This is a genomic window from Streptomyces qinglanensis (genome assembly GCF_900111245.1).
GTDB classification, from domain to species: Bacteria; Actinomycetota; Actinomycetes; order Streptomycetales; family Streptomycetaceae; genus Streptomyces; species Streptomyces qinglanensis.
The window spans coordinates 39,159-64,749 of the sequence record NZ_FOGO01000020.1 but is presented as its reverse complement, the minus strand read 5'-3'; the positions used below and the strand labels follow the sequence as shown (position 1 = coordinate 64,749).

Below are 25,591 nucleotides of genomic sequence, written 5' to 3'. Positions count from 1 at the left end.
AGCGGCCCGGCACCCAGGGAGGGTGCCGGGCCGCCGGGGCGCTCGGGGGTCAGCCCACGACCGTCCAGGTGTCGTTGCCGTGCAGCAGCGCGGACAGGTCGCCCTTGCCGTCCTGTTCGACGGCGCGTTCGAGCTGGTCGGCCATCTCCGTGTCGTACACCGGGCGCCGCACGTCGCGCAGCACCCCGATGGGGGTGTGGTGCAGCGTGTCCGGGTCGGCGAGCCGGGAGAGCGCGAACGCCGAGGTCGGCGAGGCGGCGTGGGCGTCGTGCACCAGCACCTCCGCGGTGCCCTCGTCGCGGACGTCCACGATCCGCAGATCGCCGGTCGTCCGGTCGCGGACCACGCCCTGGGAGCCGAGGCCGTCCTCGGCGGGGGCGCCGAAGCGGATCGGCTCGCCGTGTTCCAGCCGGATCACGGCCTCCCTCGCCTGTTCCTGGTCCTTCAGGACCTCGAAGGCGCCGTCGTTGAAGATGTTGCAGTTCTGGTAGATCTCCACCAGTGCCGACCCCGGGTGGTCGGCGGCGGCTCGCAGCACACCGGTGAGGTGCTTGCGGTCCGAGTCGACCGTACGGGCCACGAAGGACGCCTCGGCGCCCAGCGCCAGCGAGACCGGGTTGAACGGAGCGTCCAGCGACCCCATGGGCGTGGACTTGGTGATCTTCCCGGCCTCCGACGTCGGGCTGTACTGCCCCTTCGTCAGTCCGTAGATCCGGTTGTTGAACAGCAGGATCTTCAGGTTCACGTTGCGCCGCAGCGCGTGGATCAGGTGGTTGCCGCCGATGGAGAGCGCGTCCCCGTCACCGGTCACCACCCAGACGCTCAGGTCGCGCCGCGAGGCCGCCAGCCCGGTGGCGATGGCCGGGGCGCGGCCGTGGATGGAGTGCATCCCGTAGGTGTTCATGTAGTACGGGAAGCGGGAGGAGCAGCCGATGCCCGAGACGAAGACGATGTTCTCCTTCGCCACGCCCAGCTCCGGCATGAACCCCTGGACGGCCGCGAGCACCGCGTAGTCGCCGCAGCCGGGGCACCAGCGGACCTCCTGGTCGGACTTGAAGTCCTTCATCGACTGCTTGCCGACCGCCCGCGGTACCAGCGACAGTGCCTCGGACACGGCCGCGGGGGCGCCGTTCTGCTGGGTCCGGGCGGTCTCCGGAGCGGGACCGGGGGACGTCTCAGCCATGTGCGATGGCCTCCTTGAGTGCGGTCGCGAGCTGCTCGGCCTTGAACGGCAGGCCGCGGACCTGCGTGTACGACTGCGCGTCGACCAGGTAGCGGGCGCGGAGCAGGGTGGCGAGCTGGCCCAGGTTCATCTCCGGTACGACGACCTTCTCGTAGCGCCGCAGCACCTCGCCGAGGTTCTCCGGGAACGGGTTGAGGTGGCGCAGATGGGCCTGTGCGATCTCGTCACCGGCGTTGCGGACGCGGCGTACGGCGGCCGTGATCGGGCCGTAGGTCGAGCCCCAGCCCAGCACCAGCAGCGAGGCGTTCCCGCCCGGGTCGCTGACCTCCAGGTCCGGCACCTCGACGCCGTCCACCTTGGCCTGCCGGGTGCGGACCATGAAGTCGTGGTTGGCCGGGTCGTAGGAGATGTTCCCGGTGCCGTCCTGCTTCTCGATGCCGCCGATGCGGTGCTCCAGTCCCGGCGTGCCGGGGACCGCCCACGGGCGGGCGAGGGTGTGCGGGTCGCGCTTGTAGGGCCAGAAGACCTCGGTGCCGTCGTCGAGCTCGTGGTTGGGCCCGGTGGCGAACAGGGTGCGCAGGTCGGGCAGCTCGTCCACCTCGGGGATCCGCCACGGCTCGGAGCCGTTGGCCAGGTAGCCGTCCGAGAGGAGGAACACCGGAGTCCGGTAGGTGAGCGCGATCCGCGCCGCGTCCAGGGCCGCGGTGAAGCAGTCGGCCGGGGTGGCCGGGGCCACGATCGGCACCGGCGCCTCGCCGTTGCGCCCGTACATGGCCTGCAGCAGGTCGGCCTGCTCGGTCTTGGTCGGCAGGCCGGTGGAGGGGCCGCCGCGCTGGATGTCGACGACCAGCAGCGGCAGCTCCAGCGAGACGGCCAGGCCGATGGTCTCCGACTTCAGCGCCACGCCGGGCCCCGAGGTGGTGGTGACGGCCAGCGATCCGCCGAAGGCGGCGCCGAGCGCGGCGCCGATCCCGGCGATCTCGTCCTCGGCCTGGAAGGAGCGCACGCCGAAGTTCTTGTGCTTGCTCAGATCGTGCAGCACGTCGGAGGCCGGGGTGATCGGGTACGAGCCGAGGAAGAGCGGCAGGTCCGCCTGCTGGGACGCGGCGATCAGTCCGTAGGACAGCGCCAGATTGCCGGAGATGTTCCGGTATGTCCCGGCGGGGAAGGCGCCGGAGGCGGGAGCGACCTCGTAGGAGACGGCGAAGTCCTCGGTCGTCTCGCCGAAGTTCCACCCGGACCGGAACGCCGCGATGTTCGCCTCGGCGACCGTCGGCTTCTTGGCGAACTTCGTCCGCAGGAACGCCTCGGTCTGCTCGGTCGGCCGGTTGTACATCCACGACAGCAGGCCCAGCGCGAACATGTTCTTGGACCGCCCGGCCTCCTTGCGGCCCAGCTCGTAGTCCTTGAGCGCCTCGACCGTCAGCGTCGTCAGCGGTACGGGGTGGACGCTGTAGCCGTCCAGCGAGCCGTCCTCCAGCGGGCTGGCGTCGTAGCCGACCTTGGCCATCGCGCGCTTGGTGAACTCGTCCGTGTTCACGATGATCTCGGCGCCGCGGGGCACATCGGCGATGTTCGCCTTCAGCGCCGCCGGGTTCATCGCCACCAGCACGTCCGGGGCGTCGCCCGGCGTCAGGATGTCGTGGTCGGCGAAGTGCAACTGGAAGCTGGAGACGCCCGGCAGGGTGCCCGCGGGGGCGCGGATCTCGGCCGGGAAGTTCGGCAGCGTCGACAGGTCGTTGCCGAACGAGGCCGTCTCGGATGTGAAGCGGTCTCCGGTGAGCTGCATACCGTCGCCGGAGTCTCCCGCGAACCGGATGATCACCCGGTCCAGGCGCCGGACCTCTTTGTCCCGTCCGCTGTCCTGGCCCCCCTCGGGGCCGGACTGTGGCCCGGCTGGGCTGCTGACCTGACTGGTCACGGTGGATCGGACCTCCCTCAAGGCGGCGGCTCGCCTGCCATCGTACGTTGCTAAGGGTTGCCTTCCCGTGGCTGTTCCCATCGTGGACAGATTTTTGAGACATCTGGCGTGCGCTGCTGCCGCCACGGAGTACGCCGTGCCGCCAGACTCCGCCTCCTTGCTGGAGGGCTCCTCGAACGGGCGGCGGGCCGGACCCCGCCCCGGGGTGACGCGGATCACCATCGGAAAGACCGAACGCCTGCGGCGCGGCGCCGGGGGCCGGGCCGGGGACGCCGCCGGACGCGGATGCCGGAGGCGGCGCCGGAGCAACACCGGAGGCGGCGGTTCCGGATCTGGGCCTGCGGGGTCGGGCGGCGTCGGCCGCGGCCCCGCGGGAGAGGCCCGCGAGTGTGACGCGGCCGTCCTCGGCGACCCCCGGAGGGCCTACACTCCGTGCGTACAGATCCTCGAACGTACACACCGACACTCAGGACGGGGCAGGCGTGCCGGACTACTTCCACGGCTACACGGTCGTCGGGCTGGTAGCCGTCGTCGGTGTGCTCTTCGTCTGCGCGGCCTTCGCCGCCGGTCGGCTGCTGCGGCCCGTGGTCCCGACCCCCGAGAAGATGCTGACCTACGAGTGCGGTGTCGACCCCGTCGGCGAGGGCTGGGCGCACACCCAGGTCCGCTACTACGTCTACGCCTTCCTCTACGTCGTCTTCGCCGTCGACTCGGTCTTCCTGTTCCCCTGGTCGACGGTGTTCGCCGCGCCCGGCTACGGCGCCACCACGCTCGCGGAGATGTTCGTCTTCCTCGGCTTCCTGGCCGTCGGCCTGCTCTACGCGTACAAGAAGGGCGTCCTGGAATGGACGTAACGAACACCCCGACCTCCGCCGCGGCACCGGCTCCCGCCGCGGTGCCGCGCGCCGAGGGGCGGTCCCAGCTCGGGCTGCTCTCCCGGCTGGCACCCGAACCGATGAAGGTGGTCCTCAACTGGGGCCGCCGCTACAGCCTCTGGGTCTTCAACTTCGGGCTGGCCTGTTGCGCCATCGAGTTCATCGCCGCCTCCATGGCACGGCACGACTTCATCCGGCTCGGTGTCATCCCCTTCGCTCCCGGCCCCCGGCAGGCCGACCTGATGGTCGTCTCCGGCACGGTCACCGACAAGATGGCACCCGCCGTCAAACGTCTCTACGAGCAGATGCCCGAGCCCAAGTACGTCATCTCCTTCGGCGCCTGCTCCAACTGCGGCGGCCCCTACTGGGACTCCTACGCGGTCACCAAGGGCGTCGACCAGATCATCCCCGTCGACGTCTACGTGCCCGGCTGCCCGCCGCGGCCCGAGGCGCTGCTCCAGGGCGTGCTCAAGCTCCAGGAGAAGATCGCCGCCGAGTCCACCGCCGACCGCTACGCGGGACGCGACGCGCCCGCGCCCTCCGCAGGCGCCCTCACCAGCGGCCTGGTCGCCCCGCCCGCGGCGTCGCCGGAGCCGGACGGTTCAGCGGATCGGTCTGCGCCGTCTGCGTCCGCCGCGCCGCAGTCGGAACCGGACGGCGACACGGAAGGGGACGGACGGTGACCGAGCCGCCCCAGCACCCCGGCTGGCTGCCGCGCTCGGCCGAGGAGCTCTTCGGCGCGGGCGCGACGGCCGAGGACGCCTACGGGCTGCTCACCGCCGACGTACCGGCCGACGCCTGGATCCCCGCGCTGACCGCGGCCCGCGACGAACTCGGCTGCACCTACTTCGACTGGCTCAGCGCCGTCGACGAGCCCGGCACCGGCATCCGGGTGTGCGCGCATCTGGCGGCGCTGCCGGCGGCGGGCCGGGGCGTGCGCCGCCTGGTCCTGCGTACGACGCTGCCCCACCAGGCGCCGGCGCTGCCCACCGCCACCGGGGTCTACGCCGGTGCCGCGTGGCACGAGCGGGAGACCCACGAGATGTTCGGCATCGACTTCCCCGGCCATCCGCACCTCGTCCCGCTGCTGCTGCCCGACTCCTTCGAGGGGCACCCGCTGCGCAAGGACTTCGTCCTCGCGGCCCGCGTCGCCAAGGCGTGGCCCGGCGCGAAGGAGCCCGGCGAGTCCGGGCACGGCGGACCCAAGCGCCGCCAGATGCTCCCGCCGGGCGTCCCGGACCCCAACGAGTGGGGCCCTCTCAAGGGCCAGCTCCCGCCGGCTCCCGCCCGCGAACGCACCCGCCGCACCGCGGGCGACACCCCGCGCCGTACCCGCAGCGCACGCGCCGGCTCGGCCTCCCAGCCGGACGCGGAGGCGGCCCCGGCTCCCTCACGCGGCCCGCGGCGCACCCGCAGCGCGAGTGCCGGCTCGGCGTCGCAGCGCGCGGCGGGACCGGGAAAGTCCGCGCCGGAGGAACCGGGGAAGCCCGCACCGGAGCAGCCGGACCAGTCCGCGGCGGAGCAGTCCGCGGCGAAGCGGGAGCACCCGGCGGAGCGTCCCGGAGCTGCCGACCGCACCGAGAGCACTCCCGCCCCACCGCGCTCCACCGACGCTCCCTGGCACCAGCCCGCCCCGTCCGGCGGCGAGGAGGCGGCGCCCTCCGACGCCCCGGACGCTGCCGCCCGTACCGGCGACGGCGGCGCCCCGTCCGCGGACGGCCGTGCCCGAGGCGCGGACGGTCGTGACCAGTCCGCGGACAGTCGTGACCAGGACAGTCGTGACCAGGACGGCCGTGATCCGGGCGGCCATGACCGGGGCGGGGACGGGCGCTCGGACGCCGATGCCTCGGCGCCGGACACCGCCCAGGACCCGGCGCAGGGCTCCGACCGGGACGGCCGGGAGCGGGATCCCGAGCGGGACCGCCAAGAGGGGGACGGAGCCTGATGGACGCCGTCGACGTCGCGGTGCGGCTGCTGGCCGTGCTGCTCTCCTTCCTCGTGCTGCCGCTGCTGGTCGGGCAGACCGAACACAAGGTCATGGCCCATATGCAGGGGCGGGTCGGCCCGATGCACGCGGGCGGCTTCCACGGCTGGGCCCAGTTGGTCGCCGACGGGGTGAAGTTCGCGCAGAAGGAGGACATCGTCCCCGAGGGCGCCGACCGGCGGGTCTTCCAGCTCGCTCCCGCCCTCGCCCTGATCCCGTATCTGCTCGTCCTGGTCGCGATCCCGGTGGCACCGGGCGGCGGCGTCGTACAGGTGCTGGACGCCGGGATCTTCTTCGTACTGGCCGTGATGGGCGTCGGCATCCTCGGCTCGCTGATGGGCGGCTGGGCGTCGGCCAACAAGTTCTCCCTGCTGGGCGGGTTGCGGACCGCGGCCCAACTGCTGGCCTACGAGCTGCCGATGCTGCTGGCCGCCGCGTCCGTCACCATGGCGGCCGGCACCCTCTCGCTGCCCGGAATCCTCGGGGTGTGGGAGTGGTGGTGGCTGCCGTGGCAGGCGGTGGGGGCGGTGGTCTTCTTCACCGCGGGCCTCGCCGAGCTCCAGCGCCCGCCGTTCGACGCGCCGGTCGCCGACTCGGAGATCATCTTCGGTGCGTACACCGAGTACACCGGGCTGCGGTTCGCGCTCTTCCTGCTCGCCGAGTACGCGGGCATCGTCGTCCTCTCCGCGCTGACCGCCGTGCTCTTCCTCGGCGGCTGGCACGGTCCCTTCGCGGACGGCCTGGGCTGGCTGTGGATGCTGCTCAAGACCGGCGTCCTCGCCTTCGGGGTGATCTGGCTGCGGGTCAGCTACCCCCGGCTGCGCGAGGACCAGATCCAGCGGCTGGCCTGGACGGCCCTCGTCCCGCTCGCCCTCTTCCAGATCGCCCTCACGGGTGTCGTCAAGGTGGTGATGTAGCCGTGTCCCACGCCTCTTCCGCGGGCACGCCCGCCGAGCGGCCCGGCGCGCGGCGCGGAGTGTTCGGCTCCGGGCTGGCCAAGGGCCTGGCCGTCACGCTCCGGACCATGACCCGGCGCTCGGTCACCGAGCACTACCCGGACACGCAGCCCGAGCTGCCGCCCCGCAGCCGCGGGGTCATCGGCCTGTTCGAGGAGAACTGCACCGTCTGCATGCTCTGCGCCCGCGAATGCCCGGACTGGTGCATCTACATCGACTCGCACAAGGAGACGGTGCCCCCCGCCGCGCCGGGCGGGCGCGAGCGCAGCCGCAACGTCCTCGACCGGTTCGCCATCGACTTCGCCCTGTGCATGTACTGCGGTATCTGCATCGAGGTGTGCCCCTTCGACGCGCTGTTCTGGTCGCCGGAGTTCGAGTACGCGGAGACCGACATCCGCGAGCTGACCCACGAACGGGACACCCTCCGTGAGTGGATGTGGACCGTGCCCGAGCCGCCGCCGCTGGACGAGGGCGCGGAGGAGGCCAAGGAGGTGGCCGCCGCCCGCAAGGCCGCCGACAAGGCCGCCCAGGTGGCGGAGGCCGACATGCTCGCCGCGCACCGCGAGCACCCCGCCGAGGAGACCGCCGCACCCGCCGGGCAGCCGCAGCGGAACCCGGACCCGGAGGCGACGGACCAGGGCGCGCGGAGCCCCGGCGACCGCAACGCGCCGCGCCGTCCCGACCGGGACGAGGCGCCGCGGGCGCCGGACCAGGACACGCGGGGCGGTGCCGAATGAACGCTCTCGCGCACAGCGCCGCCACCCACGCGGCCGCCGACCACCACGGCTTTCTGTCCCCCTCCGGGGTGGAGATCGTCTTCGTGCTCGTCGGACTCGTCACCCTCGGCGCCGCCCTGGCCACCGTGACCACCAAGCAGCTCGTGCACGCCGCGCTGTGGCTGGTGGTCGCGCTCGGCGGGGTCGCCGTCGAATACCTTCTGCTGACCGCCGAGTTCATCGCCTGGGTGCAGGTGCTGATCTACGTCGGCTCCGTCGTCGTCCTCATCCTCTTCGGGCTCATGCTGACCAGGGCCCCCATCGGGCGCTCACCCGACGCGGACTCCGGCAACCGCTGGGCGGCGCTCGCCGTCTCCGTCGCGGCGGCGGCCACCCTGGTGACCGTCGTCGTCGACGCCTTCCGCGCCACCTGGATCGACCTGGCGGACCCCGCAGGACCCGGCAGCGGCTCCTCCGAGGTCACCGGTACGGCCCTCTTCCGGCACTGGGTGCTGCCCTTCGAGGCGCTCTCGGTGCTCCTGCTCGCCGCGCTCGTCGGCGCCATCGTCCTCTCCCGCCGCGACGGCGACCGCGACCTCCCTCCCGCGCGCACCAGGGCCGGTGAGCGCTGATGCACCTCGCCTACCCCGCCGTACTCGCCGTCCTGCTCTTCTGCGTCGGCCTCTACGGCGTCCTCGCACGCCGGAACGCCATCCTCGTCCTGATGGCCGTCGAGCTGATGCTCAACGCCGTCAACATCAACCTCGTCGCCTTCGACGTCTGGCTCCGTGACACCCTGCACGCGGGTCAGGCGCTCACCCTCTTCACCATCGCGATCGCCGCGGCCGAGATCGGCATCGGTCTGGCGATCGTCCTGCTCGTCCACCGCAACCGCGGCAGCTCCGACATCGACAGACTCCGGGACCTCCGCGAGAGCGACAGCCCGTCAGGGGGCGACTCCGGCGGCGGTTCACGCGCGGAGAAGAGTCCGGCATCCGCCACCGACAACGACGCCGAGAGCGGCTCCGACCAGCAGGTCCAGGGCCCCGCCGCAGGGAGGCGGCACGCGTGAGCACCACGACACTCGCAGCGCTGGTCCCCGTCCTCCCCGCGCTCGGTGCGCTCACCGGGCTGCTCCTCGGCCGCCGCGCACCCGGCTTCGTCCGCCCGCTCGCGGTCCTGCCCACCCTCGCGGCGGCGGTCCTCGCCGTCGTCGTGGCGGCCCGCCAGGGGGGCGGTCCGGCGCTGCGTGCGGCCACCGAACTCGCACCCACGGGCAACGACGCGCTCCCCCTTCAGCTCGCCCTCAACCTCGACGGCTTCGCGGTCCTGGTCGCCGTCCTCGTCGGAGTCGTCGCCACCTGCGTGCAGGTCTACTCCACCGGCTATCTGCGCGACGACCCGCGCTACGCCTCGTACGCCGCGCTGGTCTCGCTCTTCACGGCCGCGATGTTCCTCGTGGTCTACAGCGACGACCTGATCGTGCTGCTCGTCGGCTGGGAGGTCATGGGCATCTGCTCCTACTTCCTGGTCGGCCACTACTGGGAGACCCCGGCGGCGCGTGCCGCCTCCCTCAAGGCGTTCCTGGTCACCAAGCTGGGCGACGTGCCCTTCCTGATCGGCATCCTGGCGCTGGCCTCGGAGGCCGGCAGCTTCCGCATCAGCACCGTCGTCACCCGCCTGACCTCCAGCCTCTCCGGGCACGAGCTGACCCACCCCACGGTGATCGCGCTGCTGCTGCTCGCCGGGGTCGCGGGGAAGTCGGCGCTGCTGCCGCTGCACTCCTGGCTGCCGGACGCGATGGCCGGCCCCACCCCGGTCTCCGCGCTGATCCACGCCGCCACCATGGTCGCGGCCGGCGTCTACTTCGTGGCCCGGCTGCTGCCCGTCTTCACCGCCTCCGCCGCCGCACTCGTCGTCCTCGCGGTGCTGGCGGCGCTCACCATGACCGGCTCGGCCCTCGCCGCGCTCGCGCAGGACGACATCAAGCGCGTCCTCGCCTACTCGACCATCAGCCAGCTCGCCTACATGGCCGCCGCGCTGGCCGTCGCCGACCGCGGCGCGGCCGTCTTCCACCTGCTGGTGCACGGCGCGTTCAAGGCGCTGCTGTTCCTGGCGGCCGGGGTCGTCATCCACGCGGCCGGCACCAACTCGCTGACGGTGATGGCCCGCACCGGCGGGATCGCCCGGCGCGTCCCCGACGCCTACTGGACGATGACCATCGCCCTGCTGGCCCTCGCCGCGATCCCGCCGTTCTCCGGGTTCTTCTCCAAGGAGGCCGTGCTGGCCGCGGCCGAGCACGCCGCCTTCGGCGACGCGCATCCCCCGTTCGCCGGGGCGCACGCGGTGCCCGCGGGCGCCGGCTGGATCGTGCTGGTCGCCGGGCTGGTCACCGCGCTGCTGACCGCCGCCTACGCGGCCCGGCTGTGGCTGCTCGCCTTCCGGGGCGGCCCCGCCGTCGCGCCGCTCGCCGTCACCGGCGAGAAGGCCGCCGAACACGTCCCCGAACAGGTGCCGCAGCAGGCGCCCGAGACGGAACTCGCCACCCCGGGCCCCGTGCACCGGCACGCCGGCCACGACGAGCACCGCCCCGCCCCGGCCGTCATGAACCTCGTCCTGTGGACGCTCGCACTGCCCTCCCTCGCCCTGGGCATCGCCTTCCCGGTACTGCCCCACTGGTTCGACGGCGCGTCCCTCACCCCCACGCCGGCCACCTCCGTGCTCGCCACCGGCGTCGCCCTGGTCGGCGGCCTGCTCACCTACGCCACCTGGCGGCACAGCAGCGCCCTCGCCGCCCTCCACCCCGAACACGACGCCGACCCCGGTGTGCTGCTGCTCGGGCCGCTGCACCGGCACGCGGCAGCCGGATTCCATCTGGACGCGCTCTACCGCGCCGTGGTCGTACGCCCCGTCCAGGGCGCGGCCGGACTGGTGCGCTTCCTGGACAGCGCGGTCGTCGACACCTACGTGGCAGCCGCCGGCCGCGCCCCGCGCCTGCTGGGCGCCGCAGTGCGGCGCGCCCAGACGGGCAACGTGCAGACCTACCTCGGCGCGCTGCTGACGGGCTCCCTGGCGCTCGCCGTCATCGCCGTGGTGGCCATGACCGGAAACGGAGGGGCGTGACGTGATCCCGCTCGACGACACTGTCCTGCAGGCGCTCCTGATCGCCGTCGTCGCCCTGCCGCTGCTCGGAGCGGCCGCCGCGCTGCTGCCCGCACCGCCCGGCCTGCGCGGCCGCAGCCCCGAGCAGGCCGTGCTGCGGCACGGAGTGACCGTCACCGGCGCCGTGCTCGCCCTCGCGGTCCTGCTGGCCCTCGGCTTCGACCACGACCGCCCCGGCACCATGCAGGCCGAGACGAACGTCGACTGGATCCCCGCACTGGGTGTCCGGCTGCACCTGGGGACCGACGGCGTCTCGCTGCCGCTGCTCGTCCTCACCGCGCTGCTGTCCTTCCTGTGCGCGCTCTACAGCTATGCGAAGCCGCCGCCGGGCCCCGGCCCCAAGGGCCTGGTCGCGCTGCTCCTCCTGCTGGAGTGCGGCACCCTCGCCACCTTCGCGGTGCTCGACCTGGTGCTGTTCTTCCTGGCCTTCGAGACGGTGCTCGTCCCGATGTACTTCCTCATCGCCCGGTGGGGCGGCGCCGGCCGGGGCCCGGCTGCGTGGAAGTTCGTGCTCTACACGCTGCTCGGCTCCGTCGTGCTGCTGCTCGGGCTGCTGGTGCTCGGACTGAACGCCGGAACGTTCGACATGGTGCGGCTCGCCCAGGCGCACGGCTCCGGCCTCGGCCACACCACCCAGGTGATCGCGGCCCTGGCCATCGGCATCGGACTGGCCGTCAAGGCGCCCATGTGGCCGCTGCACAGCTGGCTCCCGGACGCCCACACCGCGGCACCCACGGTGGGCTCCGTACTGCTGGCCGGCGTGTTGCTGAAGATGGGCACCTACGGGTTCGTGCGGATCCTGCTGCCCGGCGTCCCCGACGGCGCGCACACCTTCGCGCCCTACCTGGCCGCGTTCGCCGTCGCGGGCATCCTCTACGGCTCGCTCGCCTGCCTCGCCCTCGCACGCCGGGGCGCCAAGGGCGACCTCAAGCGGCTGATCGCCTACTCCTCGGTGGGCCACATGGGCTTCGTCCTGCTGGGCATCGCCACGCTCACCCGCACCGGCGTCAACGGCGCGCTGTACGCGAACCTCGCCCACGGCCTGATCACCGGGCTGCTGTTCTTCCTCGTCGGCGCGGTCAAGGACCGCACCGGCACCGGCGACCTCGACGCCCTGGCCGGAACCACCGGTGGCGCCCTCTACGGCCGGGCGCCACGGCTCGGCGGACTGCTCGCCTTCGGCGCGGTGGCCTCCCTGGGACTGCCCGGACTGGCCGGATTCTGGGGAGAGCTGCTGGCCCTGCTGGGCGCCTACCATCCGGCGCCCGGACTGAGCCGGCCCGCCTTCCTGGTCTTCCTCGCCCTCGGCGCCCTGGGCACCCTGCTGACCGCCGCGTACCTGCTCCAGGTCGTCCGCCGGGTCTGCATGGGCGACCCGGCCGAGGTCCGGCCCGCAGCGCTCGCCACGGTGCCGGACGTCCGCGCCCACGAGTTCGCCGCCTGGACCCCGCTGGTCGTCCTGACCCTCGTCGCCGGACTGTGGCCCGGAGCCCTCCTGGGCCTGATGGAGCCGGCCGTCCAGAACCTCCTGCCAGGAGTGGCCCGATGACCGCGCTCCCGATGCCAGTGCTCACCGCCGAGCAGGCCGCGCACGGCCTCACCCGGTCGGCGCCGCGCGCCGACCTCGCCCAGGGGGCCGACCTCGTGCAGAGCATCGACTGGGCCGCCGTCGCGCCGCCCGCCGTCGTCGCGGTGGCCGCGCTGTTCGTGCTCGTGGCCGAGCTCTTCCTGGCCGAACGGCACAAGGGGCTGCTCGGTGTGTGCTCCGCCGCCGCGCTCGCCCTCGCCGGGCTGACCCTCGTCCCGCTCGTCGGCGAGGACCGCGCCACCTTCTGCCTCACCTCCGGCACACACGCCTGCAGCTACGTCGCCGACACCTTCACCCTCACCGTGCAGCTCCTCGTCCTGGGCGGCGCCTTCGTCACCGCGCTGCTGTCCATGACCGTCGTCCGCCGGGACCGGCTGCCCGCGGGAGAGTTCTGGTTCCTGCTGCTCTCCTCGGCCGCCGGTGCGGCCCTGCTGCCCGCCGCGCGCGACCTGGCGACGCTCGTCGTCGCCCTGGAGGTCGCCTCGCTCCCGGCCTTCGCGCTGGTCGGCCTGCGGCGCGGCGAGCGGCTCTCGTCCGAGGCGGCGCTGAAGTTCTTCCTCTCGTCCGTGGTCGCCACCGCCGTGATGCTGCTGGGCGTCAGCTTCGTCTACGCCGCCACCGGCAGCATGCATCTGAGCACCGTCGCCGAGGCGCTGCCCGGGACCGACAGCCGGCTGAGCACCCTCGCGGCCACCGGCGTGGCGCTGACCATGGTCGGCTTCGCCTTCAAGACCGCCGCGGCACCCTTCCACTTCTGGGTCCCCGACACCTATGTGGGCGCCCCGGTGCCGGTGGCCGCCTACCTGTCGGTCATCGGCAAGGCCGCGGGCTTCTCCGGGCTGATCCTGGTCGCCGTGCGGGCCTTCCCGTCGTACGCGGACGCCTGGGGACCCGCACTCGCCGTCCTCGCCGCGCTGACCATGAGCGTCGGCAACCTGGGCGCCCTGCGACAGCGCACCGACCGGGCGCACGGAGCCGTCCGGCTGCTCGCCTGGTCCTCGGTCGGACAGGCGGGCTATCTGCTGGTCCCCCTCGCCGCCGCCGGGTACGCGGACGAGCCGGACCGGGCGGTCGGCACCACGCTGGCCTACGCCCTGATGTACGCCGTCGTGAACCTGGGCGCCTTCGCCGTCGTCGCCGCGGTCCGGCCCTCCGGTGCGGACGGCCGCCTCGACGACTTCCGCGGCCTGGCCCGCACCCGCCCGGTCGCCGCCGCGGCCCTCGCGTTCTTCCTGCTGTGCCTGGCCGGACTGCCGCCGGGCGTCGTCGGCCTGTTCGCCAAGGTCGCCGTCTTCCAGTCCGCCGTGGACGCGGGGCTGGGCTGGCTCGCCGTCGTCATGGCGCTCAACGTCGTGGTCGCGCTCGTCTACTACCTGACCTGGACCGCGCTGCTCTTCCGCCCCGCCGCGGACCAGGGGCGGACGGCTGAGCCTCTCCCGGCCCGCCCGCGGCTCTCCGCCCCGCTCACCGCGACCCTCGCGCTGACCGGCGCGCTCGCGCTCGCCACCTCGGGCGCGCCGCAGCTCGTGCTCCGGTTCACCACCGCCGCGCTCTTCTGACCGCGCGCGGCGTGGGGGCGCCGAGACGCCCCGGCCGACGGAACGCCCGGGCGGAACGACGGCAGGCAGACCCGGGGGAACTGAGAACGCCCGCTCTCCGTTGACGCAAAAGGGAGGGTCCACTGGACGGGGTTGCTGAGGGCGGAAGGTCTGCCCGGGTCAGGGCTCCGCAGCACCATCTGGAGGGCGTACCGTGCACCGCCGGCACAACGGGCTGAGGACAGCCCTGCTCCTGGGAGGGCTGTCCGCTCTCATCGTCGTCATCGGGAGCTTCTTCGGCACCACGGGCCTGGTCGTCGCACTGCTGGTGGCGCTGGGCACCAACGCCTACGCGTACTGGAACAGCGACAAGCTCGCGCTCCGCGCCATGCGCGCCCGCCCCGTCAGCGAGTTCGAGGCGCCGCAGCTCTACCGCATGGTCCGGGAGCTGTCCACGGCCGCCCGCCAGCCCATGCCGCGGCTCTACCTCTCACCCACCCAGGCGCCCAACGCCTTCGCCACCGGACGCAACCCGCGCAACGCCGCGGTGTGCTGCACCGACGGCATCCTGCGGCTGCTCGACGAGCGCGAGCTGCGCGGCGTCCTGGGCCACGAGCTGAGCCACGTCCACAACCGGGACATCCTCATCTCCTCCGTCGCGGGCGCCCTCGCCTCGGTGGTGCTCTTCCTCGTCAACTTCGCCTGGCTGATCCCGGTGGGCCGCGCCGACGACGACGAGGGCCCCGGCCTGGTCGGAATGCTGCTGATCATGCTGCTGGGCCCGCTCGCCGCCTCCCTCATCCAACTCGCGGTCTCCCGCTCCCGCGAGTACGAGGCGGACGCCTCCGGGGCGCAGCTCACCGGGGACCCCCTGGCGCTCGCCTCGGCCCTGCGCAAGCTGGAGGCCGGTACGGCCCAGCTCCCGCTGCCGCCCGAGCCGCGGCTGGAGACGGCGAGTCACCTGATGATCGCCAACCCGTTCCGCCGCGGCGAGGGCGGCATGACGAAACTTTTCTCCACCCATCCTCCGATGGCGGAACGTGTCGCCCGGCTGGAGAAGATGGCAGGCTGGCCCGAGTGAAGACCCTCCTCAATCTCATCTGGCTGATCTTCTCCGGCTTGTGGATGGCCCTGGGCTATGTCCTGGCCGGAGTCATCTGCTGCGTGCTCATCATCACGGTCCCCTGGGGGCTGGCCTGCTTCCGCATCGCTGCCTACGCCCTGTGGCCGTTCGGCAGAACGGTCGTACAGCGCCCCGGAGCGGGCGCCGCGTCCGGCGCCGGCAACATCGTCTGGCTCGTCTTCGCGGGCATCTGGCTCACCCTCGGCCACATCACCCTCGGAGTGGGCCTGTGCGCCACCATCATCGGCATCCCCTTCGGGCTGGCGCACTTCAAGATGGTCCCGATCTCGCTGATGCCGCTGGGCCGCGAGATCGTCTCCACCAGCGCCCCGGCGGCCTACCCGGGATACCGCTGGTGAACGCCGTCCCGCCCGCGCCGCGGGCGGGCCCGGCCCCTTCGACACGGCGGCGCCGAGTCCCCGGACTCCGCGGCGGGGACAGCGCTGTTCCGCCGGGAGCCCGAAGGAGCCGGTCCCGGAACACGCGCCGGCCCGCTCGGTCCCGCCGCATGGCGGGACCGAGCGGGCCGGAACGGCACGCCGACGTCAGCGGAAGTTGACGTACTGCAGGGCGAAATCGAAGTCCTTGCCCTTCAGCAGGCCGATGACCTCCTGCAGACTGTCCCGGCTCTTCGAGGTCACCCGCAGCTCGTCGCCCTGCACTTGGGCCTTGACGCCCTTGGGGCCCTCGTCCCGGATCACCTTCGCGACCTTCTTCGCGTTGTCCTGCGAGATGCCTTCCTCGAGCGACGCGGAGATGCGGTACTCCTTGCCCGACGCCTGCGGCTCCCCGGCGTCCAGCGCCTTCAGCGAGATACCGCGCTTGACCAGCTTGGACTGGAAGATGTCGAGCACGGCCTTGACCCGCTCCTCCGAGTTCGCCCGCATCTCGATCCGCTCGCCCGACCACGCGAGGGAGGCATCCACACCCTTGAAGTCGTAGCGCTGGGAGATCTCCTTCGCGGCCTGGTTCAGCGCGTTGTCGACCTCCTGCCGCTCGACCTTCGAGACGATGTCGAAACTGGAGTCGGCCATGGTGAGTTGGCTCCTCGTACATAGATCCGGCAGAGAACGGCCCCGGAGGGCCGTGCGCAAAGCCTAGCCACCCGCGACCGTGCTCCGGCCCCTGCGGCGAGGGGCGTCGCGGCGGAGCACCCGGACCGCCCCGCGCCCCCGCCCGGTGACCCGCCCGACGGCCCCGCGCCGCTGATCAACCGGGTGGCGAACCACCCCGGTACATCGGGTATGGTTTACACCGTTGCCACGGCGCACCGCCTCAGGCGGAGTGCCCGGCAGCAATCCCTGGCGGTGTGCCCGAGCGGCCAAAGGGAGCAGACTGTAAATCTGCCGGCTCAGCCTTCCTAGGTTCGAATCCTAGCGCCGCCACAGGACATAGAAACGGGCCCCTGACCAGCCATTAGGCCAGGTCACGGGCCCGTTTCATGTTTCCTCGCCGAGCTGGACCCGCTGTCTCACACTGTCTCGCTGCGAATCGCTGTTTCTCGGTGCGTGTGGACCAGTCGTGGACCGGGTTTAGCGGGCTTCGGCACGTCAGCCCGGGGGCCTTGAAGAGGTGCTGAGATCTTTGCGTTGGCGGCCTCGTCACCGTCTGTGAAGAGACTCGCGTTACCCAGGCTAGACACGTCCCCTCATACCGTGTGTCTGCGACATCAACTGAGTCTCGCCTGGCCCAGTACCTCGCTCCCCGTGTGGAAGGTCACACTGATGCGTTGGCGCGGGTCTTGGGGCGTCATGCCCGAAGGCGTCGGCGGCCCTGGAGCTTCGAGGGGACGACCACGCCCATTGCCTAGCTGTCTTCGGCTGACTCATTCCGGTCGTCTGCTGCACGTCGGAGGGTTCCCGAGCGTCGCCGGAGAACGCCCTCTTGGCTGAGGAGGCGATACACAAAGCCATACGAGCGACCAGTGGCGTCGGCTAGCGATCGGATCGACTCGCCCGCGTTGTAGCGGCGCATCAGCTCGGCAGAAAGCTTTGCGCGAGCAGCTGAAACCACCTCTGAACGCCGCTTCACCTTGGTAGTGCTGCCGGTTTGAGCTGTTCGTTTCATGATCCGACTAGACGTCGGCGACTTACCATGGAGTTGCGCCCGCAAGGCCGCATTGAACTTCACAGTGTCCCGTAGCGTGGGCTCTCGCTCCAGCCCGGTGTTGACCACGGAGGCGGCCGCACGCGTGATGGCACCAGCTGAGGCATCAGGGCAGGCTGTAGCGATCATCTCGCGGATGACCTGCTCTGCCGCTGCCTTCTCAGTCATCTCTTTACCGTAGCGCGTAGGCGCAAGCCCAGCACCGGCCCACAGTCGCCAGATTGGAACACAGACTGCGAGCGAGGTTCTCCGCAGTTCGAGCCGCTTCCGCAACCGGCATGGCTTCCAGCTCCTTCACGTTGTTAGCGACGTGCTCGACAGTGCGCGTCCAGTGGTCTTTGGCTGTGCCCCAGTCCCCACCGTGCAGCGGAGTCACGAACATATTCGCGAAAATTCTGGCCTCGCCGCCTTCAGCGTGGAGCTCACTCAACGTTCTCACTCAGCCCCTCCAGATGGGGGCGGGCCAACTTGATCAATGATGCGCTGGAAAAACTCTTCCTGGGATTCCCGTTGTCGGCGATCCACTTGTTGACTGACCAGATAGCCGGATACTGCGCCGATGAACGCTGGCACGAACAGCCAGCCCACCATCGACAGCGCCCAGGCTGCAGGAGGGGCCGACATCTTGGCAGGGGAAGTGATCCCAATCATCACTTCGTAGGCGCACGTCCAACCGATCAGTGCTCCGCTGAGGAGATACAGCCCGGTGAAAGCGGCGGCGCACCATGCTCCACGAGTAACCCACCAGTACGACAGGTTGTTGAGGCTCGCAAGCGACCTCTTCCAGTCCCGCAACCGTTCTCGGAACGTGTCGGGCGACGGCGGCGGCGGTTCTTGTGAAGGCGAGTCAGGCGAGGCCATCCCTTGAAAATATCGAAATTGTCGAGTCTCAGGTGATGTTTGACGGGTTGGCGTCGGGTGATGCTTGACGCTTTCCCTAGAGGATCTTCCGGCGGTTGTGTTCGCCGGAGGTGCGGACCACCACCTCCTTCCTGGTGATACGCGGGAGGGTGGTGATCAGCTCGCGGCTGTGGAATACCCGGATCGATGTCTCGTCCAGGTGGGCGGTGACGACTTGGTGGGCATAGCTGCGGCCGAACTGGACGCGCTGTCCGGCGATCATGAAGCCGCCGACGCTGCTGACCGTCCGTTCGGTGATCTGCTCGGCTGGCGGAGGCAGCAGCGGTGACGGCCCGGCCGGACGAGCACCTTGCAGGCGCCCGCATGCAGAGGGCGGCAGAGGGCTGGGCAGGGTGGCCTGCAGGACACGCTGCTCGTTGAGGACCTGAAGGACTTTCCCGTCGAGCCGGAGGGTGACCCGCTGTCCGGCGAACGGCCAGCCGGTCAGGACCTTGTCACCGCCCAGGCCGACGTAGCCGACCGCGTTCACGGTCCGGTCCACCTCCACCGCCCCCTTCGTGTCCTGCGCTGGTCCGGGATCGTCCGCCCAGGGCCCGGCGGGCCGGGCGCCCCCGCCTGCCAGCAGGGCTTTGAGGTCGCGGCCGGACAGCTTCGAGGGCAGCGTCTTGTGCCGACCGCCGCCGATCAACACGTGCAGCCGGTTCACGTCGATGCGCAAGGTCACCGTGATGCCGGCCAGTGCCGGACCGAACCAGACCTGCTGACCGCGCAGGCTCAGGTTCCCCGACGCAGGCACCACTCGCTCCAGCTCGATCGCACCGACCTCTCCCTCCGCCATCGGCCAGGCCGCCGCGACCGGCTCGGGTGGAGGCACTGGGACATCAGGTTGGGGGACGGGGTCGAGGCGGGCGGGCAGCACCACCGGCAGCGCATCCTGCTCGGACCGCGGCCGGGAAACGAACCGGCTGGCCGGGACGGCCATGTCCAGTCCCTGGTGCGGCCGCATCCGGTTGTAGTCCTCCAGCCAGGCATCCACCGCCGCCTGCGCAGCCGCCAGGTCGACGAACGGATCACGCCGGTCGAGGAGTTCGCGCCGCAGAGTCTGGTGGAAGCGTTCGATCTTCCCCGTGGTCGTCGGGGACTGCGGCTTCGTCAGCCGGTGAGCGATGCCGTTCTCCCGGCAGATCCGGTCGAACATCGTCTCTCTGGGCTTGCCGGGACTGAAGCGGGCGGTGAACTGCTTGCCGTTGTCCGTCAGCACCTCGCCGGGCACTCCGAACCGCACCAGTGCCTCGCCGAAGGCCAGACACACCGCTCGGGCCGTGGCCCGCTGCACCACTTTCGCGATCACCATGAACCGGGAGTGGTCATCGATCCCGGTGACCATCTTGCACTCGCTGCCGTCCGCCAGCAGGATGCCGCCGACGATGTCCATCTGCCACAGTTCCATCGACGCCGACCGCTCCCACCTGCGGTAATCCGACCGGCGACGCTTACGCACCCCGGGCTCAACAAGTCCGTTGCGGACCAGGACTCGATAGACCGTCGCCCGGGACGGCACCGGCGTGATGCCCCTGCGTTCCAGCTCGTGCACCAGCCGACGCGGGCCCCAGCCGCGATGCCGGCGCCGCAGTTCACACACCACCGCCTCCACCTCCGCCGCTATCCGGTGCGGGCACGAGTCCGGCCGGTGCGACCGGTCCGCCAGCCCCGGCAGACCCCACTGCTCGTACTTGCGCACCCACGAGTGCACTGACTGCCTCGACACCCCATACCGGGCGGCGACTTGGGTGACCGGAACCCCCGCGGCGACCTCCATCACCGCGTGATACCGCTGCTCGACCACGCTCAGCTCCACCAGCACGGCCCCGGCCCTCCCTGCACGCGGGTACGACGCGCACAGCAAAGCCGAGGCAAGCGGTGTCAAGCATCAGGTGAAGCCACAACGTCAAGCATCAACCGAGACAAGACACATCCAACGGCGCACACCTGTGGAACAACTATCTCTACGACTTCAAGGCCCGCGCACGGCGCGGGCTCGTGCCGCCTCGTCGGCGGATCGCTACGTGCTGCGGGCAAGGTGAGGGAGTCACCCGCAGGACAAAGACATGCCTCCGGCGGGGGCGCTCAGGCTCCGAGGTAACGGGGGCGCTGTTCGCGGGTACCGGCCTAGCATTGCGTGCGGGGAGTAGCTCCCATCCCATAGACACTGACAACACCGCTTACCGCTTTACCCGCCCCCGAATCGCGAGCGCTGCAAGACCGAGCAGTACCGGCTCCGAGAAGCGGGATGCCATCTCGATGTATCCGCCAGCCGTCGTCAAGTCTTGGTCGCTGGAGCGGAAAACAACTGAGTTGAGTGTGACGGTCAGCGCTTTATCGAAGCGCTTGACAGTAAAGCGGTCATGCGTAGCATTTTTCGGATCATCCTTGTCTATCTCGAAGGTGACCTTCCCTCCGCTGGGTGGCACCGTGCCGGTGACCTGCTGCTTCGGAGAATCCTGCGGCAGGCCGATGCCCATCATCAGTATGATCGTCGCCATCATGGCGAAGGTGAGCCAGCCAAGCGCCCGCGAAGCGCGCAGGCCGTAGCCAGACAAGAGCCAGTAGAGCTGGAGTAGCCAGCGCTCCGCTTCGTTCCACTTCTGTCCGTGGCGGCGCATCTCCATCTCACCGTAGTAGAAGTCGGCAGCGCCGGGTTCGTCTTTCGCGTCTTCGCGAGCCTTGCGAAGCTGGCGGTAGATAGCTGTCAACGTGGCTAGTCCCGGCACATCATGCATATCTCCAGGAGGTCCACCCCATCGTGCGCGAAGAAATGCAGGGTGAGTCGGCAACGCACGCCATCGCCGCTCTTCTTCAATTACTTGACGCTGAGCCCAACGTAGCGGGAATAGTTTGTGGACTCGACCCTCCGGAGGGGCTTGTAGAGTCCAACGCCCCTCAAGGTGCAGCTGGTCAAGATGTAGCGCACCCGCAAATCGGCAGATGCGGAGATCAACATCTGAGAAGGAAAGCATTGAGCAGTCGACTCCTCGAAGGGAGCATATGCTTGAAGTACCTTGCCGCCAGGTGGTCGAAGACTCGTCGAGAACAAAATCGTGTTCCCTGGCCAGCGGATACCTCCTTTGGTAGCGAAAAGGTACCGGAGAAGAAGATATCGAGAAAGGTTGCGTGAATACGGCGTCGGTGAGATCGAGTCGGGCGCGGCGAAATCGGAATGTTCCGGTTGCCTGCCATTCCGTGCGCTTGCATGCGATCTCCATAGCAACTGCTTCGATAGTGGCGGGACCGCTGAACAGCGCCATGGATAGATCCAATTTATCTCGACAGATAAGCGGACCGATTGACTGGGTGCCATGGAATCGTGCACCGTCGAATCGGGCACCGCTATTGAAGGACACTCCAGCAAAACGAGCGGGCCCTTCGAAGGTTGCACCACTGAAATGCGCATAATTCGCAAAGACCGCCCTGTCGAAGTAGGCTTCTCCTCCGAATTTTACGTCGGTGAATTCTGCCATTTTTGAGAACTTGCTTTCATGGAAGGCTACCTCATCACTAAATGTTACCTGGCTGAACGAGGTGTATCCTGAAAATGTTGCGCGCCCGAAGCTGGCGCGCTCAGTGCAGATTGCCCCGTCAAAATCAGCCGCCGCTGAGAAAGTTGCCCCGAAGAACCAGGCATCCTGGATTGTGACGTCATGAAAATTCACGTCTTGAGAGAATGTGGTGTCGGCGAAACGGGTCAGGTTAAACTTTGCTTCGCTGAAATCTGCGGTTCCATGGAAAGTTGCAGATTGGAAAAGCATTTCACCATTCGATACGACCCGTGCGAAACTCGCATCCTCGATGAAGTGGGCTTTGCGGAATGAAGCCTCTCCTGTAAATGATGCTCCCGTGAAATCGGCTTGTCCGAATTTTGGAGCATCGATCCCCGGGTCATGCAGGGAGGTTAGTAGATCTTGCGCGAGAGAAGCGGTGAACACCGTCCCTCGGTGGTTAATGTCGTCACCTGCTCGGAGGCTGCTGAGGTATGCAGTTCGAGATGAAGTGTCTAGATGCGACAAACACCGCGTGTAGCCAGGTACGTGGATGCCACGACAGCCCACCGGATCAGTATCTGGGTCGGCTCCATGGCCGCAATGGGGCCAGTCCGGTGGTTCTGAGATCAGCGTTTGACCAGTCATCCGACAGAGATACCGCATCTGTCCAGCTTGGGGGCGGAGTTTACGCAGATGCGGAGTGCCCGACAGCAGCCTGATCGCTTACGCCGTCGCCGCCTTAGGACGTCGATGTCTTCCCGCCGAACTTAGAAGGCACAGGGCCCACAGTCCAGGGCGGCCATCGACGAGTAGCCGAACGTGATCGTGGTAGCAGAGCCCTCTGGGCCGTCCGAGGCCGACCAACGCTCACAGTCGCACACAGGTGACCACCCCCACCCCGCTCTGGCCTGGGCGCCCGGAGGCGATCTGCCACACTGGTACAGCCATGCCTAAGCCCGGAGTTCTGACATCAACGACGCCGAACAAGGTTGTACGTGAACATCCGTGAGCAGCCGAGGTGGCGGCGCGCGGCGCGGTCGCACCCCGGAGCTGATCGAACTCCTGAAGCGGGTGTAGGCGCGACCCTGGGGATCCCCCGCCGACGCGGCATCTGTTCTTCTATGTGTCCGAGCTGAGCCTGGTGGCTGGCGCACGGAGCATACGCGTCTGATCGTTCGACTGTCCCACCGTCGTGGCGGGCTTTCTCCGGCTGAGGTCACCGCAGGGAGGCCGTTGCGGTACAGCAGCGAAGTACAGCAACTCCCATGACTGCAGATGGCCCGCACTGGCTGAAGATCCCCGCCACAAGCCCCAGCCGACCGGCCCGTCCGTAGTTTCGCGAGGTGATCAGTCGGCGTGCCACAGTCGTGCCAGGACGAGCGGCGGCTCACGGGCAACGCAGGTGTCTGACAGGCGCTGGCTGGGTCCTTCCGCTCGCATTGCCCGAATTGGCAGGGGGTGCCGGGCTCCACACTTTGTGCAAGGCCGGAAGGGCCGTGGCGCTCAGCGCCACATCTCGGGCAGGCTTTGACTGCCAGGCTCTTTCCCGATGCGCCCCTCAGTCTCCGGGGCTTATCTCCAGCTCGTAGACGATCTCTGCGCGTGCGGCCGGTACGACGATGTCGGCGGTCTCCACCGGCCGTCCGTCATCGGCGTAGTACGTCCGTGCAATGCGCGTGACGAGAGAGCCGCGCGGGATGCCGAGCATCTGTGCTTCCCGGGCTGTCGCTTCCCCGGGCTCCGGTTGCTCAACGGCGCGGCTCACCCGGACACCGATCACGTCCATGCGCTCAACCACACCACGGCCGGCGTGCGGACCGCCTTCCGGCAGGACGATGATCGTGCCACCCGTGATGCTCAGCGGTTCCCAGCTGGTCGAGAGCTGTACCGGCTTGCCCTCGGCCAGGAACTCGTAATCCGTACGGACGCAGAGGTCACCCTCCGTCAACCGGAGACGAGCCGCGATGCCGGGTGGTGCTGGCACCTTGGCCTCGCTCTGAGCCTCCCAGGTTCCTGTCTTGCCGAGGTCGGCCATGTCCGCCCGGAAAGGAGAGCCATCACGTCGCGTGCGCCGGAGCGAGCGGACCATGCGCAGGCGCTCGCGGGGTTCGGCGACGTAGGTGCCCGAGCCTGCGCGGCCTTCCAAGAGGCCCTGAGAGATCAGTAGTTCTTGAGCGCGGCGAACGACAGCGTCGCCGACGCCGTAGTCAGCAGCGAGACGCGCCCGGGACGGCAGCCGCTCGCCCGGCGACCACTCGCCGTCCGAGATGCGGCGCCGGAGCAGGTCAGCGATGTGGAGATAGGGCGGCTGCTCAGGCATGTGGAAAATCTAGCTCACCAGCTTTAATCTAGATATCTAGCTTCACTCAACGTGAGCCCTGGCTGGCAGAGGATCACCATGCCCCAACCAGAGGCCGTGGCCCACTCGATCGCTTCAGCGATCACCGTGGCTGGGCTCACCCCACACATCAAACGCCAAACCGGTTCCATCCGTATCGAGGTGGTCACCCCCGAAGCCATGCCGGCCAAGACGTGGAACGCACTCTTAGCTGCGCTGGGCAGAGGTGATCGCTTCGGGATGGAAGTCAGTGCTCAGGGCTCGGTGGCGTGGGCCGCCGTCCTCACCGGCGCGCCTCCGGACGAACCCGCTGCCACTCCACCGGGAACCGGGCCTCTGGCGTAGGGAGCCGCATGTCATGACCCGATACCTCGTTCGAGCACTGGAACCGACAGCCCGCTGGCTCTTCCCTGCCACCGGGCGCCACCGGCCGGTTCCGCCTCCAGTGGCCAGTGGGCACCTCGATGCCTCCCCAAGGCTCTACAGGCCACCGACATTCACGGAAGAGCAGCCCAGCGCGCTCGTTCGCCCGTACTTCCTGGCGCACGAAGCATGTACGCGGCACAACGACACACCTCGTCGAGCGCTCCTCATCTGGGCTCGCTCCGTCGCGGCATATCCGGGCGGTGGCCAGGCATGAGCTACCGATCCCCTGTCTGTCACGTCGGGGGCAACACCAGAAATGCCGCCACGCCGACCACGTGCAACGGCCGAAGGCGGCGGCGGGCGTCTTCTACGAACCCTGCGACTGCCCGTGTCACCGTGCCAGCGCCGAGAGGCCGACTCCCGACGAGAGGCCCAAGCATGGCGCGAAGTGAGAAGCAGGTCGCCATCGAGGTCGACGCGGCTTCGGTCCTCCTCGGCGACGAGATCCAGATAGGCGGTCGAGCCTTGAGTGTGCTGGACCTCGTCCACCTCTCTGGCGGCTGCAAACGGGTCACGTTCACCAGCGGCGAGACCTTGATCATCACCCCCAGGACCACACTCGCCGTTCTTCGTACAGTCAAGGGATGGGATGGACCATGCTGACCGCGATCACCGGACTTCGCATCAGGGGGCGAGAGCGTTGAGCTACGACCGAGACAACGTCTCCCCGCCGCGCCCGGGGCTTCGCCTGCTGCCCTGGGTGACCGAATCGGGGAATCCCTGCTTTCTCAGCGCGGACGACGGCACGGGAGTGCTCGCGCAGCTCGCCGACGTAGTCCAAGACGAGCAATTGTGTGACGCTGACGCGGTCCGCAAGGACGGCCAGGAAGTGCTGGGCGACAGCGCGGCAGATGCTGCCGCACTCCGCCAGGCGCTTGAAGCTTCCAACCGCGCTTTGACTGACGCGCTGCGCGTCGCTGATAGCAGGGGCGACCGCCTAGCGGACCGTGAGACCACTGAGAGTGTCTGCGACGACAAGGACTGGGCGAGCAAGAGCGTTGCGGACCCCGTTTCGCTGAGGAAGCGCTCGGCCGACGGCCCCTGCACAACGCCGGGCTGAGCCCGCGAAATTCTGGCAACCAACGACCCCAACAGCACAGAGAGTTGTGAAAGTGTGCCGAGGGCGGCAGTGGAGTGGTCCTCTGCCATACGCAAGGGGGGAGGCCCTGGAGTGACGAGCCGTCCGGTTCTGGGCCCCACGCCTGTGGCGGCGGCATGGGACAAGGCTGCACAGTCGCGTTGCCGCTGATCCTGGCCCAGTGGCAGGGTGCTGGT

The 25,591-nt window shown here is 69.6% G+C and carries 22 protein-coding genes and 1 tRNA gene; 14 read left to right on the top strand and 9 right to left on the bottom strand.

Features of this window, described 5'->3' with window-relative positions; translation table 11 throughout:
• Positions 1 to 49: 49 nt before the first annotated feature.
• Both BMX65_RS29800 and BMX65_RS29795 read right to left on the bottom strand, forming a co-directional pair.
• On the bottom strand, positions 50 to 1,183 hold the full coding sequence (locus tag BMX65_RS29800) for a 2-oxoacid:ferredoxin oxidoreductase subunit beta (protein WP_239502193.1): 1,134 nt from the start codon (positions 1,181 to 1,183) through the stop codon (positions 50 to 52).
• Entirely contained in the window at positions 1,176 to 3,104 is a 1,929-nt protein-coding gene (locus BMX65_RS29795) for a 2-oxoacid:acceptor oxidoreductase subunit alpha (RefSeq protein ID WP_075003472.1), read from the bottom strand. Before BMX65_RS29795 ends, BMX65_RS29800 begins: the two co-directional genes overlap by 8 nt.
• Positions 3,105 to 3,586: 482 nt before the next feature.
• On the opposite strand from BMX65_RS29795, the gene BMX65_RS29790 reads away from it, so the two are divergent.
• The 12 genes from BMX65_RS29790 (at position 3,587) to BMX65_RS29735 (ending at position 15,405) form a co-directional block, all read left to right on the top strand.
• A complete protein-coding gene (locus tag BMX65_RS29790) occupies positions 3,587 to 3,958 on the top strand; it encodes an NADH-quinone oxidoreductase subunit A (protein WP_075003471.1) in 372 nt (123 codons plus the stop codon).
• The gene (locus tag BMX65_RS29785) at positions 3,949 to 4,662 is read left to right on the top strand and encodes an NADH-quinone oxidoreductase subunit B (RefSeq protein ID WP_075003470.1); all 714 of its coding nucleotides are present in this window, start codon (positions 3,949 to 3,951) and stop codon (positions 4,660 to 4,662) included. The genes BMX65_RS29790 and BMX65_RS29785 overlap by 10 nt, the downstream gene beginning before the upstream one ends.
• A complete protein-coding gene (locus tag BMX65_RS29780; protein WP_075003469.1) occupies positions 4,659 to 5,924 on the top strand; it encodes an NADH-quinone oxidoreductase subunit C in 1,266 nt (421 codons plus the stop codon). The genes BMX65_RS29785 and BMX65_RS29780 overlap by 4 nt, the downstream gene beginning before the upstream one ends.
• Entirely contained in the window at positions 5,924 to 6,880 is a 957-nt protein-coding gene (locus tag BMX65_RS29775) for a complex I subunit 1/NuoH family protein (RefSeq protein WP_388579209.1), read from the top strand. Before BMX65_RS29780 ends, BMX65_RS29775 begins: the two co-directional genes overlap by 1 nt.
• Positions 6,881 to 6,987: 107 nt before the next feature.
• Complete coding sequence (locus BMX65_RS34045) at positions 6,988 to 7,656, top strand: 4Fe-4S binding protein (RefSeq protein WP_275435225.1); 669 nt, start codon at positions 6,988 to 6,990, stop codon at positions 7,654 to 7,656.
• Complete coding sequence (locus BMX65_RS29765; protein ID WP_075003467.1) at positions 7,653 to 8,267, top strand: NADH-quinone oxidoreductase subunit J family protein; 615 nt, start codon at positions 7,653 to 7,655, stop codon at positions 8,265 to 8,267. The genes BMX65_RS34045 and BMX65_RS29765 overlap by 4 nt, the downstream gene beginning before the upstream one ends.
• Positions 8,267 to 8,707: an NADH-quinone oxidoreductase subunit NuoK gene (nuoK, locus tag BMX65_RS29760; protein WP_075003466.1), complete on the top strand. Its 441-nt coding sequence runs from the start codon at positions 8,267 to 8,269 to the stop codon at positions 8,705 to 8,707. Before BMX65_RS29765 ends, nuoK begins: the two co-directional genes overlap by 1 nt.
• On the top strand, positions 8,704 to 10,758 hold the full coding sequence (locus BMX65_RS29755; protein ID WP_075003465.1) for an NADH-quinone oxidoreductase subunit 5 family protein: 2,055 nt from the start codon (positions 8,704 to 8,706) through the stop codon (positions 10,756 to 10,758). Before nuoK ends, BMX65_RS29755 begins: the two co-directional genes overlap by 4 nt.
• A 1-nt stretch (position 10,759) precedes the next feature.
• Positions 10,760 to 12,346 carry a complex I subunit 4 family protein gene (locus BMX65_RS29750; RefSeq protein WP_075003464.1) on the top strand — a complete coding sequence of 529 codons (1,587 nt, stop codon included), beginning with the start codon at positions 10,760 to 10,762 and terminating at the stop codon, positions 12,344 to 12,346.
• On the top strand, positions 12,343 to 13,944 hold the full coding sequence (locus BMX65_RS29745; protein WP_398762895.1) for an NADH-quinone oxidoreductase subunit N: 1,602 nt from the start codon (positions 12,343 to 12,345) through the stop codon (positions 13,942 to 13,944). The genes BMX65_RS29750 and BMX65_RS29745 overlap by 4 nt, the downstream gene beginning before the upstream one ends.
• A gap of 193 nt (positions 13,945 to 14,137) precedes the next feature.
• The gene (gene htpX / locus BMX65_RS29740) at positions 14,138 to 15,004 is read left to right on the top strand and encodes a zinc metalloprotease HtpX (protein WP_075003463.1); all 867 of its coding nucleotides are present in this window, start codon (positions 14,138 to 14,140) and stop codon (positions 15,002 to 15,004) included.
• Positions 15,001 to 15,405: a YccF domain-containing protein gene (locus BMX65_RS29735; RefSeq protein ID WP_075003462.1), complete on the top strand. Its 405-nt coding sequence runs from the start codon at positions 15,001 to 15,003 to the stop codon at positions 15,403 to 15,405. The genes htpX and BMX65_RS29735 overlap by 4 nt, the downstream gene beginning before the upstream one ends.
• Before the next feature lie 186 nt (positions 15,406 to 15,591).
• Here the strand turns inward: BMX65_RS29735 and BMX65_RS29730 are convergent, their stop codons facing one another.
• Positions 15,592 to 16,080 carry a YajQ family cyclic di-GMP-binding protein gene (locus tag BMX65_RS29730; RefSeq protein WP_075003461.1) on the bottom strand — a complete coding sequence of 163 codons (489 nt, stop codon included), beginning with the start codon at positions 16,078 to 16,080 and terminating at the stop codon, positions 15,592 to 15,594.
• A 269-nt stretch (positions 16,081 to 16,349) separates the two neighbouring features.
• On the opposite strand from BMX65_RS29730, the gene BMX65_RS29725 reads away from it, so the two are divergent.
• Positions 16,350 to 16,431: transfer RNA gene (locus BMX65_RS29725), tRNA-Tyr, on the top strand.
• A 421-nt stretch (positions 16,432 to 16,852) separates the two neighbouring features.
• Here BMX65_RS29725 and BMX65_RS29720 read toward each other — a convergent pair.
• From BMX65_RS29720 to BMX65_RS29705, 6 genes are all read right to left on the bottom strand, one after another.
• Positions 16,853 to 17,113: a helix-turn-helix domain-containing protein gene (locus BMX65_RS29720; protein ID WP_075003534.1), complete on the bottom strand. Its 261-nt coding sequence runs from the start codon at positions 17,111 to 17,113 to the stop codon at positions 16,853 to 16,855.
• A gap of 211 nt (positions 17,114 to 17,324) precedes the next feature.
• Positions 17,325 to 17,591: a DUF6313 family protein gene (locus BMX65_RS34385; protein WP_420856834.1), complete on the bottom strand. Its 267-nt coding sequence runs from the start codon at positions 17,589 to 17,591 to the stop codon at positions 17,325 to 17,327.
• A complete protein-coding gene (locus BMX65_RS34040) occupies positions 17,588 to 18,013 on the bottom strand; it encodes a DUF6313 family protein (RefSeq protein ID WP_143081899.1) in 426 nt (141 codons plus the stop codon). Before BMX65_RS34040 ends, BMX65_RS34385 begins: the two co-directional genes overlap by 4 nt.
• A 76-nt stretch (positions 18,014 to 18,089) precedes the next feature.
• Complete coding sequence (locus BMX65_RS29715) at positions 18,090 to 19,865, bottom strand: IS481 family transposase (protein WP_079172148.1); 1,776 nt, start codon at positions 19,863 to 19,865, stop codon at positions 18,090 to 18,092.
• Positions 19,866 to 20,235: 370 nt separating this feature from the next.
• Positions 20,236 to 21,996 (bottom strand): pentapeptide repeat-containing protein, encoded by a 1,761-nt coding sequence (locus BMX65_RS29710; RefSeq protein WP_239502190.1) that lies wholly within the window; start codon positions 21,994 to 21,996, stop codon positions 20,236 to 20,238.
• A gap of 1,114 nt (positions 21,997 to 23,110) precedes the next feature.
• Entirely contained in the window at positions 23,111 to 23,872 is a 762-nt protein-coding gene (locus tag BMX65_RS29705; protein WP_075003459.1) for a GntR family transcriptional regulator, read from the bottom strand.
• Positions 23,873 to 24,905: 1,033 nt separating this feature from the next.
• Between BMX65_RS29705 and BMX65_RS33115 the strand changes: the two genes are divergently transcribed.
• A complete protein-coding gene (locus tag BMX65_RS33115; protein WP_177214380.1) occupies positions 24,906 to 25,376 on the top strand; it encodes a hypothetical protein in 471 nt (156 codons plus the stop codon).
• Positions 25,377 to 25,591 lie beyond the last annotated feature (215 nt).

Excerpts from the sequence above, each read along its gene's own strand:
- BMX65_RS29800 (WP_239502193.1), bottom strand. The coding sequence starts at position 1,183 with ATGGCTGAGACGTCCCCCGGTCCCGCTCCGGAGACCGCCCGGACCCAG.
- BMX65_RS29785 (WP_075003470.1), top strand. The coding sequence starts at position 3,949 with ATGGACGTAACGAACACCCCGACCTCCGCCGCGGCACCGGCTCCCGCC.
- BMX65_RS29775 (WP_388579209.1), top strand. The coding sequence starts at position 5,924 with ATGGACGCCGTCGACGTCGCGGTGCGGCTGCTGGCCGTGCTGCTCTCC.
- BMX65_RS34045 (WP_275435225.1), top strand. The coding sequence starts at position 6,988 with ATGACCCGGCGCTCGGTCACCGAGCACTACCCGGACACGCAGCCCGAG.
- BMX65_RS29765 (WP_075003467.1), top strand. The coding sequence starts at position 7,653 with ATGAACGCTCTCGCGCACAGCGCCGCCACCCACGCGGCCGCCGACCAC.
- nuoK (WP_075003466.1), top strand. The coding sequence starts at position 8,267 with ATGCACCTCGCCTACCCCGCCGTACTCGCCGTCCTGCTCTTCTGCGTC.
- BMX65_RS29745 (WP_398762895.1), top strand. The coding sequence starts at position 12,343 with ATGACCGCGCTCCCGATGCCAGTGCTCACCGCCGAGCAGGCCGCGCAC.
- BMX65_RS29730 (WP_075003461.1), bottom strand. The coding sequence starts at position 16,080 with ATGGCCGACTCCAGTTTCGACATCGTCTCGAAGGTCGAGCGGCAGGAG.
- BMX65_RS29720 (WP_075003534.1), bottom strand. The coding sequence starts at position 17,113 with ATGAAACGAACAGCTCAAACCGGCAGCACTACCAAGGTGAAGCGGCGT.
- BMX65_RS34040 (WP_143081899.1), bottom strand. The coding sequence starts at position 18,013 with ATGGCCTCGCCTGACTCGCCTTCACAAGAACCGCCGCCGCCGTCGCCC.
- BMX65_RS29705 (WP_075003459.1), bottom strand. The coding sequence starts at position 23,872 with ATGCCTGAGCAGCCGCCCTATCTCCACATCGCTGACCTGCTCCGGCGC.
- BMX65_RS33115 (WP_177214380.1), top strand. The coding sequence starts at position 24,906 with ATGGACCATGCTGACCGCGATCACCGGACTTCGCATCAGGGGGCGAGA.